Origin of the sequence: Silvania confinis (assembly GCF_025564085.1) — a bacterium.
Lineage (GTDB): Bacteria > Pseudomonadota > Gammaproteobacteria > Enterobacterales > Enterobacteriaceae > Enterobacter > Enterobacter confinis.
In genome coordinates this window covers 1-15968 of record NZ_JAMGZJ010000065.1, presented here as the reverse complement: position 1 = coordinate 15968, position 15968 = coordinate 1, and the positions used below count along the sequence as shown (strand labels likewise).

The window sequence follows — 15968 nt, the reverse complement described above, 5'->3', positions numbered from 1 at the left end:
CCGGCTTTTTTATAACTAAATTTCACAACACAATTGCAAGGAATCCGTATGTTATCCGTCCTCACCCGGTTGTTCCCGTTATGGGCACTGCTGCTCTCTGTACTCGCGTATTACACGCCGACCTCCTTCACCGCCATTGGCCCGTGGGTCAGCACGCTGCTAATGCTGATTATGTTCGGGATGGGCGTGCACCTGAAAATCGACGACTTTAAACGCGTGCTGTCGCGCCCGGCCCCGGTTGCGGCGGGGATATTTTTGCATTACCTGGTCATGCCGCTGGCAGCATGGTTACTGGCGATGGCGTTTAAGATGCCGCCGGACCTTTCCGCCGGAATGGTACTGGTCGGTAGCGTAGCCAGCGGGACGGCATCCAACGTGATGATCTATCTGGCGAAAGGCGATGTCGCCCTGTCGGTGACCATCTCCTCGGTCTCGACGCTGGTGGGCGTGATTGCCACGCCGCTGCTGACACGTCTGTACGTGGATGCCCACATTCAGGTGGATGTGATGGGCATGCTACTGAGCATTCTGCAGATCGTAGTGATCCCGATTGCACTGGGGCTGGTTATCCATCACCTGTTCCCGCGGCTGGTCAAAGCCGTTGAGCCGTATTTGCCGGCGTTTTCGATGGCGTGCATTCTGGCAATCATTAGCGCCGTGGTGGCCGGTTCCGCAGCCCATATCGCCTCGGTCGGCTTTGTGGTGATTATCGCCGTGGTGCTGCATAACACTATCGGCCTGCTCGGTGGCTACTGGGGCGGGAAGCTGTTTGGCTTTGACGAATCCACCTGCCGCACGCTGGCGATTGAAGTGGGAATGCAAAACTCGGGTCTTGCTGCGGCGTTGGGCAAAATGTACTTCTCACCGCTGGCGGCACTGCCGGGCGCGCTGTTCTCGGTCTGGCATAACTTGTCCGGCTCGCTGCTGGCCGGTTACTGGTCGGGTAAACCCATCGATGAACAACAGAAAAAAGATGCGGTGAAACAGAGTTAATTTGCGGGACTTGCTTTACACTGGAGCCTCCCTATCAGGAGGCTTTTTTCAATGGCTATACCACGACTGACTCAGAAAGAGATGACCGAAGCCGAGCAGCGCGAACTTAAGACGCTTCTCGACCGCGCCCGCATCGCCCATGGCCGACTGCTGACCAATGCCGAAACCAATCACATCAAAAAAGAGTACATCGATAAACTGATGGCGCAGCGTGACGTTGAGGCTAAAAAAGCCCGTAAGATTAAAAAAGACCAGGCGTATAAAGTGGATAAAGAAGCCACATTTTCCTGGTCTGCCAATACCTCACCACGTGGAAGGCGCTGATTAGCGCCCTTTCTTTTTGCGCCCTGGCTGAACAAAGCGTTTACCGTTCCCGGCGGGTTTGCCCCGGCTTTTATCTTCCGCTTGCGGGGCTTTGACCACCGGGCGTTTGATCGTCTGCGCCTGGGTTTTCGGTTTTGCTTTGGTTTTTGGCTTCGCTTCCGAAGAAGAATCCTCAATAAGCTTAAACAGCTCAATCAGCTCATCGCCGCTCAGGTCACGCCATTCGCCCAGCGGGATCCCCGACAGGCTGACGTTCATGATCCGCGTCCTCTCCAGCTTCGTCACGTCATAACCAAAGTGTTCGCACATGCGGCGGATCTGGCGGTTTAAGCCCTGTACCAGGGTAATGCGGAACGCAAACGGTGCTTCTTTCTTCACCTTGCACTTTTTCGTGACCGTACCGAGGATCGGCACGCCCGCCCCCATCCCACGAATAAAATCGTCCGTCACCGGCTTGTTCACGGTGACGATGTATTCTTTCTCGTGGTCGTTACCGGCACGCAGGATCTTGTTTACCAGATCGCCATGGTTAGTGAGGAAAATCAGCCCCTGCGAGTCTTTATCCAGGCGACCAATCGGGAAGATACGGCTACTGTGGTTAACGAAATCGACAATGTTGTCGCGCTCGCCATCTTCCGTGGTGCTGACAATGCCAACCGGTTTATTCAGCGCGATAAACACCAGGTCTTCGTCGTCCCGGGGCTCAATCAGTTGACCATTCACTTTGACCACATCGCCCGCGACAACCTGATCGCCGATAGTGGCGCGTTTACCGTTGATAAACACGTTGCCCTGCTCGATGTAACGGTCAGCCTCGCGGCGCGAGCAGATCCCGCTCTCGCTAATGTATTTGTTTAATCGGGTGGATTGAGTTGGCAGCATAATTTCTCCTGTAGGGGCGAAATATACCTTAGGTTCGGATTGGTAAAAAGATCAGCCTACTATCACTGAGACAGGTTTCCCAAGTTTACTGAGCATCATGACCAGGGTATCGAGAGTGAACTTACTGGTTTTAAGATTTACGACATCTGACACGCGTGGTCGCGAGACATTGAGTTTCTCTGCGACTTCAGCCTGGCGGAGGTTATGCTCGGCTATCCAGGCTGAAATTTCCTGCATTAGCTGTCGCTTGATAAGTAAGAGTTGCTCGACCTCTTTCTGTGCATCCTCTTGCAAACGTTGCGCTTCATTCGCCTCAAATCCAAGATCGGCAAAGACATTTGCATCGGCAGCAGTAATATGGCGAATTTTATTATCAACGGCATGACTCATTTTCAGCTCCTTTGCTCTGCCATCACACTCTGAAAACGCACCTTCGCGATACGTTTATCGTGCCCCGATGTGCGCTGAGTTTTTTTCATAAAACAGTGCAGGATATAAACAGCCTGTTCAAAGCGGGCAAGATAGATTATCCGGAAAGCGCCTGAATAGCCGCGAAGCCTGACTTCTTCTACACCTCTGCCCAGCTCTGGCATGGGCTTCCAGTCTGCCGCTTCTAACCCTGCCTGCAGACGATGCAACTGATATCCCGCATCCTTACGGACCTCTTCGGGAAAACAGCGCAAATCATCGAATGCGCTTCCGACCCATGCTATGGGTCGTAATGTCGGTCTTCCTGACAGCATAACACATCCCTGTATAAAATTTTATACACCCTGTTCAGGGTATAACATTAATCCAGGGAGCGTGTTTATTCACGCCTCGCCCGTCAGTTCTGCGAGGCGCTTTCCAGCTTAATACTCATCCCGCTCATCGTCCGCATCCGGCTGTTCCATCACGCTGTAGGCCACCGAGCAGAACAGCGAGTTCAGACGCTTCATGTCGCCAAGCAGCCCCAGGTGCAGGGAGCTGGTCTCAATGCTTTGCACGTTCTGCTGATGCAGACGATCAACGTGGGCATGGGAATAACGGCGGATAAGGATGCGGAAACGGTGCTTATTGCGGCGCAGGCGACGGGCGCTGGCCAGGTCACTGGAGAAGAAAACAGACATCGCCAGCTTCAGGTTGGTGAGCAGCTGATCGTGCAGCGCATCCAGCTCTTTGAGCCCTTCCAGCGAAAATGCCCGCCGCGCGGACAGCGATTTGTCGCCGATTTCACTGCCCATACGCTCGATGATATCGGACGCCTGTTCGAGGTTGAGCGACATCTCGATGATCTCTGCCCAGCGGCGAGACTCCTCTTCCGCCAGTTCGTCTTTTGGCATCCGCGCCAGATAGAGTTTGATCGCGGTATAGAGCACATTAATATCGTCGGCGGTTTTACGCAGCTCTTTCTCCTCGCGCGGTTCGCCGTGCATCACCCTTTTCAGGCCTTCCAGCATTTGCTCCATCGCATCGCCTATCCGTAGCGTTTCGCGGGCAGCATTCGCCAGCGCCAGCGCCGGGGTATCGAGAGCTGAGGTATCCAGATGCTTGGGCTTCAGGCGTGCATCCAGCTCCGGTTCATCACGGATCACCCGTTTACAGAATCGCGCCATCGGCTCAGCAAAGGGCACCATTGCCACGCAGCGCACCAGGTTGTAGAAAACGTGGAAGTAGATCACCAGCTCGGATGTCGGCAGCGGCATGTTATCCATCACATTCGCCAGCGGGTTCACAAACGGCAGAATGACCAGACTCCCCACCAGCTTAAACAGCAGACTACCGAGCGCCACGCGGCGGGCAGCCGCATTGGCGGCGCTATTGTTGAGCACCGCCAGCAGGCCAGAGCCGAGGTTAGCGCCAATCACCAGACACAGCGCGACCGGGAACGAGATGATGCCTGCGGTGGTCAGGGTGGCGGTTAACAGCACCGCCGCCAGGCTCGAGTAGCTGATCACCGCAAAGACCGCGCCAATTAACGCATCCAGCAGGATATCGCCGGTCAGCGAAGCGAAAATGACCTGCACACCGCTCGCCTGCGTGATGGGCGTAACGGCCTGAACAATCAGCTCCAGCGCCAGCAGAATCAGCCCCAGGCCGATACTGACGCGGCCAAGCTGTCCGGCGCGGGTCTGCTTGCGGCTCAGGAAGAAGATCACCCCGACGAAAATCAGCAGAGGCGACAGCCAGGAGAGGTCGAAGGTTAAGACCCTCGCCATCAGCGCGGTCCCGACATCGGCTCCGAGGACAATGACCAGCGCAGGGGCCAGCGCCACCAGATCCTGCGCCACAAACGAGGTGACCAGCATGGTGGTGGCATTGCTGCTTTGCACCAGCGCCGTGACGCCGATGCCTGAACAGAACGCGAGCGGTTTTTTCTCAACGCTACGGCTGAGGACGGTACGTAAGCGGGCGCCAAAAACGCGCATCACGCCGGTGCGGACAATGTGCGTGCCCCAGACCAGCAACGCCACGGCAGAAAGCAGATGAAGCAGAGTCAGCATTAAGAGTGGTCCTCCTTATTGTTATTGGGTCTCCTGAGGCTCATTACGCGCTGTATTGCCGGATGGCGGCTGCGCCTTACCCGGCCTACGCGGAACCTTCTTTCAGTATAAGGGGTTAAACGTAATAAAGAGACAGGGCACCTTTGAGGTGCCCTGTTTGTTGTAAGGAAACGTGAAGCGAGCCCTGACCGTAGGCGGTGCAGTCAGATTGCACACGGACTGCCCGCAGCGAGGGGAGCGTACACGAAGTACGTGACCCGAGTGAGGACAGCCCAGGTGCAGGCTGGCAAATAAGCCGGGTCAGTCGGCGTCGTAGCCGAGATTCGGCGCTAACCAGCGCTCCACTTCAGACACGCTCATCCCTTTCCTACGGGCATAATCTTCCACCTGGTCACGCTGGATCTGCGCCACGGCGTAGTATTTGCTGTCGGGATGGCTGAAATACCAGCCGGAAACCGACGCGCCCGGCCACATGGCGAAGGATTCGGTAAGTTTCATCCCGGTATGGGTTTCGACATCCAGAAGCTGCCAGATAGTGCCTTTCTCGGTATGCTCCGGGCAGGCCGGATAGCCTGGTGCCGGACGGATCCCCTGGTAGTTCTCGCGGATCAGTTCCTCGTTGCTGAGGTTTTCATTTGCCGCGTAACCCCAGTGCACTTTACGCACCCGCTCGTGCAGGTATTCGGCAAACGCCTCGGCCAGACGGTCGGCAATCGCTTTGACCATGATCTTGTTGTAATCATCATGCTGCGCGTCGTACGCGTCCGCCAGCGCGTCTTCTTCCAGACCGCCGGTGACGGCAAACGCACCGATGTAGTCTGCTTTGCCGCTCAGCTTAGGCGCGACAAAATCGGCCAGGCAGTAGTTGGCGAAGCCGACTTTCTCGGTTTGCTGACGCAGATGATGGCTGACCGTCAGTACGTGAGTGCGGGACTCATCGCGATAGATTTCGATGTCATCGCCGACGCGGTTCGCCGGGAACAGCCCGACCACACCGCGCGGATTCAGGGTTTTCGCCGCACTCAGCTGATCGAGCAGATCGTTGGCATCTTTAAACAGGCGCTGGGCTTCTTCACCCACCACTTCATCTTCGAGGATGCGTGGATATTTGCCTGCCAGCGACCAGGTCATAAAGAACGGCGTCCAGTCGATGTAGTTACGCAGCGTTTCGATGCTGGCGGTCACGTCCTGCACGCCCAGACGGTGGGCAACCGGTGGCGTATAGCTTGGCCAGTCGAAGGCCAGATCGTTGTCGCGCGCCGCTGCCAGCGTCACCGGCGGAGTGCGTGGTTTTTTACGGGCGTGCTGAATGCGCACCGTTTCGTACTCTTTGCGGGTTCGGGCGACAAAATCGTCGCGCTGGGTATCCGACAGCAGCGCCGACACCACGCCAACCGTGCGCGAGGCGTTCTGCACGTACACCGTTGGTCCGCTGTAGTTCTGCTCGATCTTCACCGCCGTGTGCGCTTTGGAGGTTGTCGCACCGCCAATCAGCAGCGGCAGGGTAAAGCCCTGACGCTCCATCTCTTTCGCCACGTTGACCATCTCATCCAGCGACGGGGTAATCAGCCCGGATAGGCCAATCAGATCGGCATTCACTTCGCGCGCGGTTTTAAGGATTTTATCTGCCGGAACCATCACGCCCAGATCGATAATTTCGTAGTTATTACACTGCAGCACCACGCCGACGATATTCTTGCCGATGTCGTGCACGTCGCCTTTCACGGTGGCGATCACCATCTTACCGTTGCTGGAGCCTTTTTCTTTACTGGCGTCGATATAGGGTTCGAGGTAAGCCACCGCCTGCTTCATCACGCGGGCAGATTTGACCACCTGTGGCAGGAACATTTTGCCCTCGCCGAACAGATCCCCGACCACGTTCATACCGTCCATCAACGGGCCTTCAATCACCTCGATGGGGCGAGCCGCCTGCTGACGCGCTTCTTCGGTGTCCAGCTCGATAAACTCGGTGATGCCTTTCACCAGCGAATACTCAAGACGCTTTTTAACGTCCCACGAACGCCATTCAGCCTGCTGGATATTGGCGCTTTCATCGGCTTTGCTGCCGCGGTATTTTTCGGCCAGCTCCAGCATGCGCTCGGTGGCGTCGTCGCGACGGTTAAGGATCACATCCTCAACGCCGTCACGCAGTTCCGCAGACAGATCGTCATAAATCGCCAGCTGTCCGGCGTTGACGATGCCCATGTCCATACCGTTACGGATGGCGTAGTAGAGGAACACCGCGTGGATCGCTTCACGCACCGGGTCGTTGCCACGGAACGAGAACGAGACGTTGGAGACGCCGCCTGAGATCAGCGCATGCGGCAACTCGCGTTTGATGTCTTCACAGGCGCCAATAAAATCCTGTGCGTAGTTGTTATGTTCTTCGATGCCCGTTGCGACCGCGAAGATGTTCGGGTCGAAGATAATGTCTTCCGGCGGGAAGCCGACCTCTTCAGTCAGAATTTTGTACGCGCGGCGGCAAATCTCAATTTTGCGCTCGCGGGTATCGGCCTGGCCGACTTCATCAAACGCCATCACCACCACAGCAGCACCGTAGCGGCGCACCAGCTTCGCATGATGGATAAAAGGTTCTACACCCTCTTTCATCGAGATGGAGTTGACGATGCCTTTGCCCTGAATACATTTCAGCCCTTTTTCGATGACCTCCCATTTCGAGGAGTCGATCATAATCGGCACGCGGGCAATGTCCGGCTCACCGGCAATCAGGTTGAGGAAACGCACCATCGCCGCTTCGGCGTCGAGCATCCCCTCATCCATATTGATGTCGATAATCTGCGCGCCGCTTTCCACCTGCTGGCGAGCAACGTCCAGTGCTTCGTTGTATTTCTCTTCTTTGATCAGGCGTTTGAACTTGGCGGAGCCGGTGACGTTGGTGCGTTCACCCACGTTCACAAACAGGCTGTCATCGCCAATGTTCAGCGGCTCAAGACCGGCCAGACGACAGGCAACCGGCAGGTCGGGGAGCTTGCGTGGTGGCAGACCCGCCACCGCGTTGCTCATGGCGGCGATATGTTCCGGCGTGGTGCCGCAACATCCACCGACGATATTCAGGTAGCCAGATTCTGCCCATTCACGAATTTGTGCCGCCATGGTGTTGGCATCGAGATCGTATTCGCCAAAGGCGTTCGGCAGACCGGCGTTAGGGTGGGCCGTAACATAGCAGTCAGCAATGCGCGACAGTTCCTGCACATACTGGCGCAGTTCATCTGGCCCCAGCGCGCAGTTCAGCCCGAAAGTGAGTGCGTCAGCGTGACGCAGGGAGTTGTAAAACGCTTCGGTAGTCTGCCCGGAAAGGGTTCGCCCCGAGGCGTCGGTAATGGTGCCGGAAATCATGATCGGCAGGTCAACGCCCAGCGCTTCGAACTCCTCTTTCACCGCATAGATCGCGGCTTTGGCGTTGAGGGTGTCAAAGACTGTTTCAATCATAATGAGATCGGAACCGCCTTCCACCAGCGCTTTGGTCGATTCGCGATACGCGGCGACAAGCTGGTCAAAGGTGACGTTACGGTATGCCGGATCGTTAACGTCCGGTGAGATAGAGGCAGTGCGGTTGGTCGGACCGAGCACACCGGCGACATAGCGCGGTTTGTCCGGGGTACGGGCCGTCCACTCATCGGCACAGGCACGCGCCAGTTTCGCCGCTTCGTAGTTGATCTCCGCCGACAGGGATTCCATCTGATAATCCGCCATGGCGATGGTTGTCGAGTTAAAGGTGTTGGTCTCAACGATATCCGCGCCCGCCTCGAAGTAGGCGTAATGAATGGCAGCGATCACCTCTGGCTTACTGAGCACCAGCAGGTCGTTATTGCCTTTCAGATCGCAGGGCCAGTCGGCGAAGCGGTCGCCGCGAAAGTCGTCTTCACTCAGACGATAGCTCTGGATCATGGTACCCATACCGCCATCCAGCACCAGAATGCGTTCATTTAACTGCGCACGCAGTTGATCTACTTTGCTACTCACACTTGCTCCCGACGACGCTCAACCAGGCCAAAAGGCCAGCAGACCATACTGGCATAATCTTTGATAGGGGAGAAGTCACAGCGCGGTAACATGAGACATGTTCACTATTACTCCTCCGATCAGTGCGGATAACGGTTGCAAAACAGCCAAATAAAACGAAAATGATTTCCACGATACAGAAAAGGAGCTTGCTATGGTCGCCACCGTTCCCGCTAAACGCGGCAGAAAACCCGCCACCACCACCCCCCAACCGGGCGGGCAAGTCCAGTCCCTGACGCGCGGTTTAAAATTGCTGGAATGGATAGCCGAATCGCACAGCAGCGTGGCGCTGACGGAGCTGGCTCAGCAGGCCGGTTTGCCGAACTCCACCACTCATCGACTGCTGACCACCATGCAGCAGCTGGGCTTTGTGCGCCAGGTCGGTGAGCTTGGTCATTGGTCTGTGGGTGCCCATGCGTTTATCGTCGGCAGCAGCTTTTTACAGAGCCGCAACCTGCTTGCCATTGTGCATCCCATTCTGCGTACGCTGATGGAAGATTCCGGCGAGACGGTGAATCTGGCGGTCCTCGACCAGAGCGATCACCAGGCGATCATTATCGATCAGGTGCAGTGTACGCAGCTGATGCGCATGTCGGCGCCCATCGGCGGTAAGCTACCGATGCACGCCTCCGGGGCGGGTAAAGCGTTTTTAGCCCAGCTCAGCGAAGAGCAGGTTACCGGTCTGCTGCACCGTAAAGGGCTGCACGCCTATACCCATGCGACGCTGGTTTCACCGGTGCATCTGAAAGAGGATTTGGCCCTGACGCGAAAACGCGGCTACTCCTTTGATGACGAAGAGCACGCCCTCGGCCTGCGCTGTCTGGCGGCCTGTATTTATGACGAGCACCGCGAGCCGTTTGCGGCGATCTCCATTTCTGGGCCGATCTCGCGCATTACCGACGATCGGGTGACGGAGCTGGGTGCGCTGGTGATTAAGGCGGCGAAGGAAGTGACGCTGGCGTACGGTGGGATGCGTTAAGTCTTCAATGCCCGGTGAACCGGGCGTTAAGCCGCATACCTGATACAAAACCGCTGCTTGCGGCGGTAAGCATAGACATCCTCCACATACCCGTTCTGGATGCGCGTTTGCAGGCTTCGCCAGTAGTCAGCACGGAACAGATCGGCGTGCATCTCTTCAAACAGCGGTCGGATACGTGGGTCGGCGCATAGCCAGTGACGAAACTCTTCCGGGAACACATCCCCAGGCGATATGCTGTACCACGGCTCGCTGGCCAGTTCATCCTCCGGATAACGCGGCAGCGGGATATCGCGGAAATTTACTTCCGTCATATAGCAAATTTCATCGTAATCGTAGAACACCACCCGCCCGTGGCGAGTCACGCCGAAGTTTTTAAACAGCATGTCACCGGGAAAGATATTGGCCGCCGCCAGCTGGCGGATTGCGTTGCCGTACTCTTCAATCGCATCGTGCAAAACTTGCCCCTCTGACTGCTCCAGCCAGATATTGAGCGGCACCATCCGGCGTTCGATATAGAGATGACTGATGGCAATTTTATCGCCCAGATCGGTGATTTTGTCTGGTGCTTCCTGCAGCAGCAGCGCCATCAGTTCTGGGGCAATCTGCCGTTTATCGAGGACAAAATTCTCAAACTCCTGGGTATCCGCCATCCGCCCGACACGGTCGTGCTCCTTCACCAGCTGGTAGCAGGCGCGCACGTGGGCGGCAGACATCTCTTTTTGCGGGGCAAACTTATCCTTAATCACCTTAAACACCCGATCAAAACCCGGCAGCGTAAATACCAGCATTACCATACCGCGAATGCCGGGTGCCTCGATAAACTGCTCATCCGCTTGGGCGATATAGTGCAGATATTCCCGATAGCTCTCGGTCTTGCCATGCTTCTGACAGCCAATTGCCATATATAACTCGGCGGTGGTTTTACCCGGCAGGATCTCGCGCAGCCACTCCACCAGTGCGCCCGGCTGCGGGGCGTAAACCATGAAATAGGAGCGTGCGAAGCCAAAAACAATGCTGGCTTCAGGGCTGGTGGTCAGGCAGGTATCGACAACCAGTTCTCCCTCATCGCTGCGGTGAATCGGCAGCAAAAACGGGACCGTTGCGTCAGGCGTAATCAGCTTCCCGACCAGCCAGGCGGCTTTATTGCGATAGAACAATTCGTTGGCGATCTGAAGATGGCTGTTTTGCAGATTATCTGCACCCATCGCCTCGGTCAGATGGGCAATAACGTACTGCACATCACGAACCCGGTTTTGCCATGGCAGGCGCAGCGGCAGGTCGGTTAAGACTTTGGTCAGTAATGCATCCCAGCCCTGATCGGGAAAAAATGCTTTCGCCAGCGGACGCGGCAGAGTACGAAAACGTTGCCCCGGCTGAGAGCTGAAGATAAACAACCGCTCCGGGGACAGGGAGCGGTGGTCAAACAGCCGACAATAGACGGAGTTGAAAAAGCTTTCCGCAATCTCATAGCGTGGATAATCCGGCAGCAAATGCGTGTAGTGCGCCTTCACGCGCAGCAGAAAAGCAGCATCGGTGCTGGCGTTGCCGGTAATACAGCGCAGTTGCTCCACCACCAGGCCCACGTGATGATCGTAAAGGTGGATACGTTGCTTCATCGCCTGCTGGACGGCGTGCCAGTCCGCCTGTTCAAAACGCTGCTGTGCACCAGCAGTCACTTCCAGAAAACGACCATACTGCGCGTCGAAGCCTTGCAGGATGGTTTGTGCAATCAGTAACTCCAGGCCACGCGACATACATTCCCCTCTCATCCCAGCTCTCTCCCCAAAGGAGAGAGGGGAAAATGACATCAGAACTGTGCTTCTTCGGTCGATCCCGTCAGTGCAGTCACGGAAGAGGCGCCGCCCTGAATGATGGTGGTGACCTTATCGAAATAGCCCGTGCCCACCTCCTGCTGGTGCGAGGCAAAGGTATAGCCTCGTTGGCTGGCAGCGAATTCCGGCTGCTGCACTTTCTCGACGTAGTGCTTCATGCCTTCGCCCTGTGCATAAGCATGTGCCAGGTCGAACATGTTGAACCACATGCTGTGAATGCCCGCCAGCGTGATGAACTGGTATTTGTAGCCCATGTTCGACAGCTCTTGCTGGAAGCTGGCGATGGTTTTGTCGTCCAGTTTTTTCTGCCAGTTAAAGGATGGCGAGCAGTTATAGGCCAGCAGTTTGCCGGGGAATTTCGCATGGATGGCATCGGCAAAGCGTTTCGCCAGCGCCAGGTCCGGGGTGGAGGTTTCGCACCACACCAGGTCGGCATACGGCGCATAGGCCAGCCCGCGGCTGATTGCCTGTTCAATACCCGCATGGGTGCGATAGAACCCTTCGCTGGTGCGCTCACCGGTAATAAACTGGCTGTCGTACGGATCGCAATCAGAGGTGATCAGGTCTGCGGCATCGGCATCGGTACGCGCAATCACCAGCGTCGGGACGCCCATCACGTCGGCGGCCAGACGGGCGGCCACCAGTTTCTGGATCGCTTCCTGGGTCGGTACCAGCACTTTGCCGCCCATGTGCCCACATTTCTTCACCGACGCCAGCTGATCCTCAAAGTGAACCGCTGCGGCCCCCGCTTCAATCATTGATTTCATCAGTTCAAAAGCATTCAGCACGCCGCCAAAGCCCGCTTCTGCATCGGCGACAATCGGCAGGAAGTAATCCACAAAACGCGGATCCTGCGGCTCAATGCCGGACGCCCACTGGATCTGATCCGCGCGACGGAAGGTGTTATTGATCCGCTCGACCACGGCCGGAACAGAGTTAGCCGGATAGAGCGACTGATCCGGATACATGCTGGAGGCCAGGTTCGCGTCCGCCGCGACCTGCCAGCCAGACAAATAGACCGCTTCAATACCCGCTTTCGCCTGCTGCAACGCCTGGCCGCCGGTCAGGGCACCGAGGCTGTTGATGTAGCCTTTTTTCGATTCGCCATGTAGCAGACGCCACATTTTGGCCGCCCCCAGCTGCGCCAGGGTACATTCAGGGTTTACCGAGCCACGCAGCTTCACCACCTCTTCTGCGCTATAAGGACGCTCAATGCCTTCCCAGCGCGCTTGAGTCCACTCATTTTGTAATGCTTCGATCTGTTGGGTACGGGTTTTCATGTGCAGATTCTCCATATTGTTATGTGGTGGATTAAGCAAGCAGGCGGTAGCCGGGCAGCGTCAGGAAGTCGATTAATTCATCTGAGGTGGTGATTTGTTCCATCAGGCGCGCGGCGGCGTCGAAGCGCCCACTGCTGAAACGGTGCTCGCCCAGCTCTTCCTGAATGGCCAGCATCTCTTCCGACAGCATCTGACAGAACAGGTCTTTGGTCACCGGTTTGCCGTTGCTGAGCGTTTTCTGATGGTGGATCCACTGCCAGATAGAGGTACGCGAAATCTCAGCGGTAGCAGCATCTTCCATCAGACCGTAAATTGGCACGCAGCCGTTGCCGGAGATCCACGCCTCGATGTATTGCACAGCGACACGAATATTGGCGCGCATCCCCGCTTCGGTACGCTCTCCCTGACAAGGTTCGAGCAGTTGAGCCGCGGTGATGGGCGCATCGTCCTCACGGGTCACATGCAGCTGGTTTTTGTTATCACCCAGTACGCGATTGAAAACGTCCATTGCCGTATCCGCAAGCCCAGGGTGCGCAACCCAGGTGCCGTCGTGGCCATTGCAGGCCTCAAGCTCTTTGTCGGCCTTCACTTTGTTCAGCACCTGGCTGTTACGTTCGCTGTCTTTGCTGGGAATGAACGCTGCCATCCCGCCCATCGCAAACGCGCCGCGCTTATGGCAGGTTTTGATCAGCAAACGCGAATAAGCGTTGAGGAATGATTTATCCATGGTGACCACCTGGCGGTCTGGCAGGACGCGGTCCGGATGATTCTTCAGGGTTTTGATGTAGCTGAATATGTAATCCCAGCGACCGCAGTTCAGGCCGACGATATGATCGCGCAGGGCGTGCAGGATCTCATCCATCTGGAAAACGGCAGGCAGGGTTTCAATCAACAGTGTGGCTTTGATCGTACCGCGCGGCAGATCAAAACGATCCTCTGTGTAGCTGAACACCTCGCTCCACCAGGCAGCCTCCTGCCAGGACTGGGTTTTCGGCAGGTAGAAATAGGGGCCACTGCCTTTTGCCAGCAGGTTTTTATAGTTGTGGAAGAAATAGAGCGCAAAGTCGAACAGGCTGCCAGGGATTGCTTCGCGATTCCAGGTTACGTGTTTTTCCGGTAAATGCAGGCCACGCACGCGGCAGACCAGCACCGCCGGGTTGGGCTTAAGTTGATAAATTTTGCCTGATTCATTGGTGTGGCTGATGGTGCCATTTACCGCGTCACGCAGGTTGATCTGGCCTTCAATTACTTTGCTCCAGTCAGGTGCCAGCGAGTCTTCGAAATCCGCCATAAAGACCTTCACATTGGCATTCAGCGCGTTAATCACCATTTTGCGCTCGACCGGACCCGTGATTTCAACGCGGCGATCCTGCAGGTCTTGCGGAATACCGCGAATCATCCACTCACCATCACGAATGGAAGTGGTTTCCGAAATAAAATCAGGCAGCTTCCCGCTATCAATGTCTTGCTGCTGCCGGATACGTGCCGCCAGTAACTTATTACGTTTTGGCGTGAAGCGGGTCACCAGCTCGGTAAGAAACTCAACGGCATCTGGCGTCAGGATCTGCTTTTCCTGCTCATTATGCGGTTGGGTGAAGGTCAATTCATCGATAATGGCTGCCTGTTGATTCATTGCACTGCTCCTCGTCATTGATCCGAATGCATTTACGCACGCGCACGAAAAATGGTCGTGTGATTTTCGTTCAGCAAGATTAAGACTACCTCGCATTTTCATTAAATCAAAAACTATTTCCATTTTTAATAATAAATACATTTAACTGATTGAATTTACTATTATTAAAAAATACTCAATATACGGAGTGTGTTTCGGAAATAAAAAAGGCACCCGAAGGTGCCTTATCTGGAGAGCTGAAACGCTACAGGGAGAGGATCGACAGAAGATTAATCCAGCGTTGGATTCATATGCCGCAGATCGAACGGTGTGATCTGATAGACGTAGTAGTTGAGCCAGTTGGTAAACAGCAGGTTGCCATGGCTACGCCAGGTGGCTCGCGGTTTGTTCTGAGGATCGTTTTGCGGGAAATAGTTATAGGGTACGTCCGGGTTTAATCCGGCTTCTGCATCACGGAAAAACTCACTCGCCAGCGTGTCGGGATCATATTCCGGGTGGCCGGTGACAAAGGCAATTCGCTTGTCTTTGCTGGCAAACAGGTAGGCATCGCCCTCTTCTGTCTCTGCCAGGATTTCCAGATCGGTGTAATCACGAATCAACCCTGCCGGGAAATCGGCATAGCGAGAGTGTGGTGCGAGGAAGGAGTCATCAAACCCGCGCGTCAGCAGGGCATGAGGATGAACAATGTGGTGCTCATAGACACCAGACAGTTTTTCACTGCGGGTTTGCTTCGGAATGCCGTACAGGATATTGAGCGCGGCTTGCACCGCCCAGCAGACAAACAGCGTGGAGGTGACATGATCTTTCGCCCACTCCAGAACCTGTTCGATCTGCGGCCAGTAGGCAACATCATTAAATTCAACCAGTCCCAGCGGTGCGCCTGTCACGATCAGACCGTCGAAGTTTTCTTCACGGATGTCTTCGAAGTTACAGTAAAAGTTGTTGAGATGCTCTGATGGGGTATTGCGGGATTCACGTGCATCTATACGCAATAGCTGAATATCAACCTGCAGTGGGGAGTTAGAGAGCAGACGTAAAAACTGGTTTTCCGTCTCGATCTTCTTCGGCATCAGGTTAAGGATAAGTACCTTCAGGGGACGAATTTCCTGACCTGTAGCGCGCGATGCCTTCATCACAAAGACATTTTCATCACGCAAGAAATTGACGGCTGGTAGCTCGTCCTGCACCCGAATCGGCATAACCTTAAATCCTCACAGCATACGTATAAACGTTTAGACATCCAGATAGCTGACAATAACCAGGAATCGCGTAAATGTCGAGTCTGCTGGTGAAAGGTGAGAAAGTTTCACGAAAGGAGGAGACTTTAGGATAGGTAAACACGCCGTGCTGCACGCTATTTCCACCTAAATTTAGGACGCAAAAAACCCCGCACCTTACGGTACGGGGTTCTTCTTAATTGATGCCTGGCAGTTCCCTACTCTCGCATGGGGAGACCCCACACTACCATCGGCGCTACGGCGTTTCACTTCTGAGTTCGGCATGGGGTCAGGTGGGACCACCGCGCTAAAGCCGCCAGGC

The 15968-nt window shown here is 55.5% G+C and carries 12 protein-coding genes and 1 rRNA gene; 3 read left to right on the top strand and 10 right to left on the bottom strand.

The window, feature by feature from the left end:
• The first annotated feature begins 48 nt into the window (after positions 1-48).
• Together panS and M8013_RS02740 are read left to right on the top strand one after the other, a co-directional pair.
• Positions 49-993: a ketopantoate/pantoate/pantothenate transporter PanS gene (gene panS, locus M8013_RS02745; RefSeq protein ID WP_271266305.1), complete on the top strand. Its 945-nt coding sequence runs from the start codon at positions 49-51 to the stop codon at positions 991-993.
• A gap of 51 nt (positions 994-1044) precedes the next feature.
• On the top strand, positions 1045-1317 hold the full coding sequence (locus M8013_RS02740; protein WP_271266304.1) for a YjbD family protein: 273 nt from the start codon (positions 1045-1047) through the stop codon (positions 1315-1317).
• Here the strand turns inward: M8013_RS02740 and rluF are convergent, their stop codons facing one another.
• From rluF to metH, 5 genes are all read right to left on the bottom strand, one after another.
• On the bottom strand, positions 1318-2199 hold the full coding sequence (gene rluF, locus M8013_RS02735; protein WP_271266303.1) for a 23S rRNA pseudouridine(2604) synthase RluF: 882 nt from the start codon (positions 2197-2199) through the stop codon (positions 1318-1320).
• Between the two features lie 51 nt (positions 2200-2250).
• Positions 2251-2589, bottom strand: a complete 339-nt coding sequence (locus M8013_RS02730; RefSeq protein WP_271266302.1) for a helix-turn-helix domain-containing protein — start codon at positions 2587-2589, stop codon at positions 2251-2253.
• 2 nt (positions 2590-2591) lie between these two features.
• Positions 2592-2942, bottom strand: a complete 351-nt coding sequence (locus M8013_RS02725; RefSeq protein WP_271266301.1) for a type II toxin-antitoxin system RelE/ParE family toxin — start codon at positions 2940-2942, stop codon at positions 2592-2594.
• Positions 2943-3050: 108 nt separating this feature from the next.
• Positions 3051-4682 carry a Na/Pi cotransporter family protein gene (locus tag M8013_RS02720; RefSeq protein WP_271266300.1) on the bottom strand — a complete coding sequence of 544 codons (1632 nt, stop codon included), beginning with the start codon at positions 4680-4682 and terminating at the stop codon, positions 3051-3053.
• Between the two features lie 300 nt (positions 4683-4982).
• Complete coding sequence (metH, locus tag M8013_RS02715; protein WP_271266299.1) at positions 4983-8666, bottom strand: methionine synthase; 3684 nt, start codon at positions 8664-8666, stop codon at positions 4983-4985.
• Between the two features lie 193 nt (positions 8667-8859).
• On the opposite strand from metH, the gene iclR reads away from it, so the two are divergent.
• Positions 8860-9684, top strand: coding sequence for a glyoxylate bypass operon transcriptional repressor IclR (iclR, locus tag M8013_RS02710; protein ID WP_271266298.1), 825 nt, complete (start codon positions 8860-8862; stop codon positions 9682-9684).
• Positions 9685-9710: 26 nt separating this feature from the next.
• On the opposite strand, the gene aceK is transcribed toward iclR, so the two are convergent.
• From aceK to rrf, 5 genes are all read right to left on the bottom strand, one after another.
• Positions 9711-11438: a bifunctional isocitrate dehydrogenase kinase/phosphatase gene (aceK, locus tag M8013_RS02705; protein WP_271266297.1), complete on the bottom strand. Its 1728-nt coding sequence runs from the start codon at positions 11436-11438 to the stop codon at positions 9711-9713.
• Positions 11439-11491: 53 nt separating this feature from the next.
• A complete protein-coding gene (gene aceA / locus M8013_RS02700; protein ID WP_271266296.1) occupies positions 11492-12796 on the bottom strand; it encodes an isocitrate lyase in 1305 nt (434 codons plus the stop codon).
• 31 nt (positions 12797-12827) lie between these two features.
• Positions 12828-14429 (bottom strand): malate synthase A, encoded by a 1602-nt coding sequence (gene aceB / locus M8013_RS02695; RefSeq protein ID WP_271266295.1) that lies wholly within the window; start codon positions 14427-14429, stop codon positions 12828-12830.
• A 269-nt stretch (positions 14430-14698) separates the two neighbouring features.
• A complete protein-coding gene (gene metA, locus M8013_RS02690; RefSeq protein WP_271266294.1) occupies positions 14699-15628 on the bottom strand; it encodes a homoserine O-acetyltransferase MetA in 930 nt (309 codons plus the stop codon).
• Between the two features lie 223 nt (positions 15629-15851).
• Positions 15852-15967: ribosomal RNA gene (rrf, locus tag M8013_RS02685) — 5S ribosomal RNA — on the bottom strand.
• Between the last annotated feature and the right edge of the window lies 1 nt (position 15968).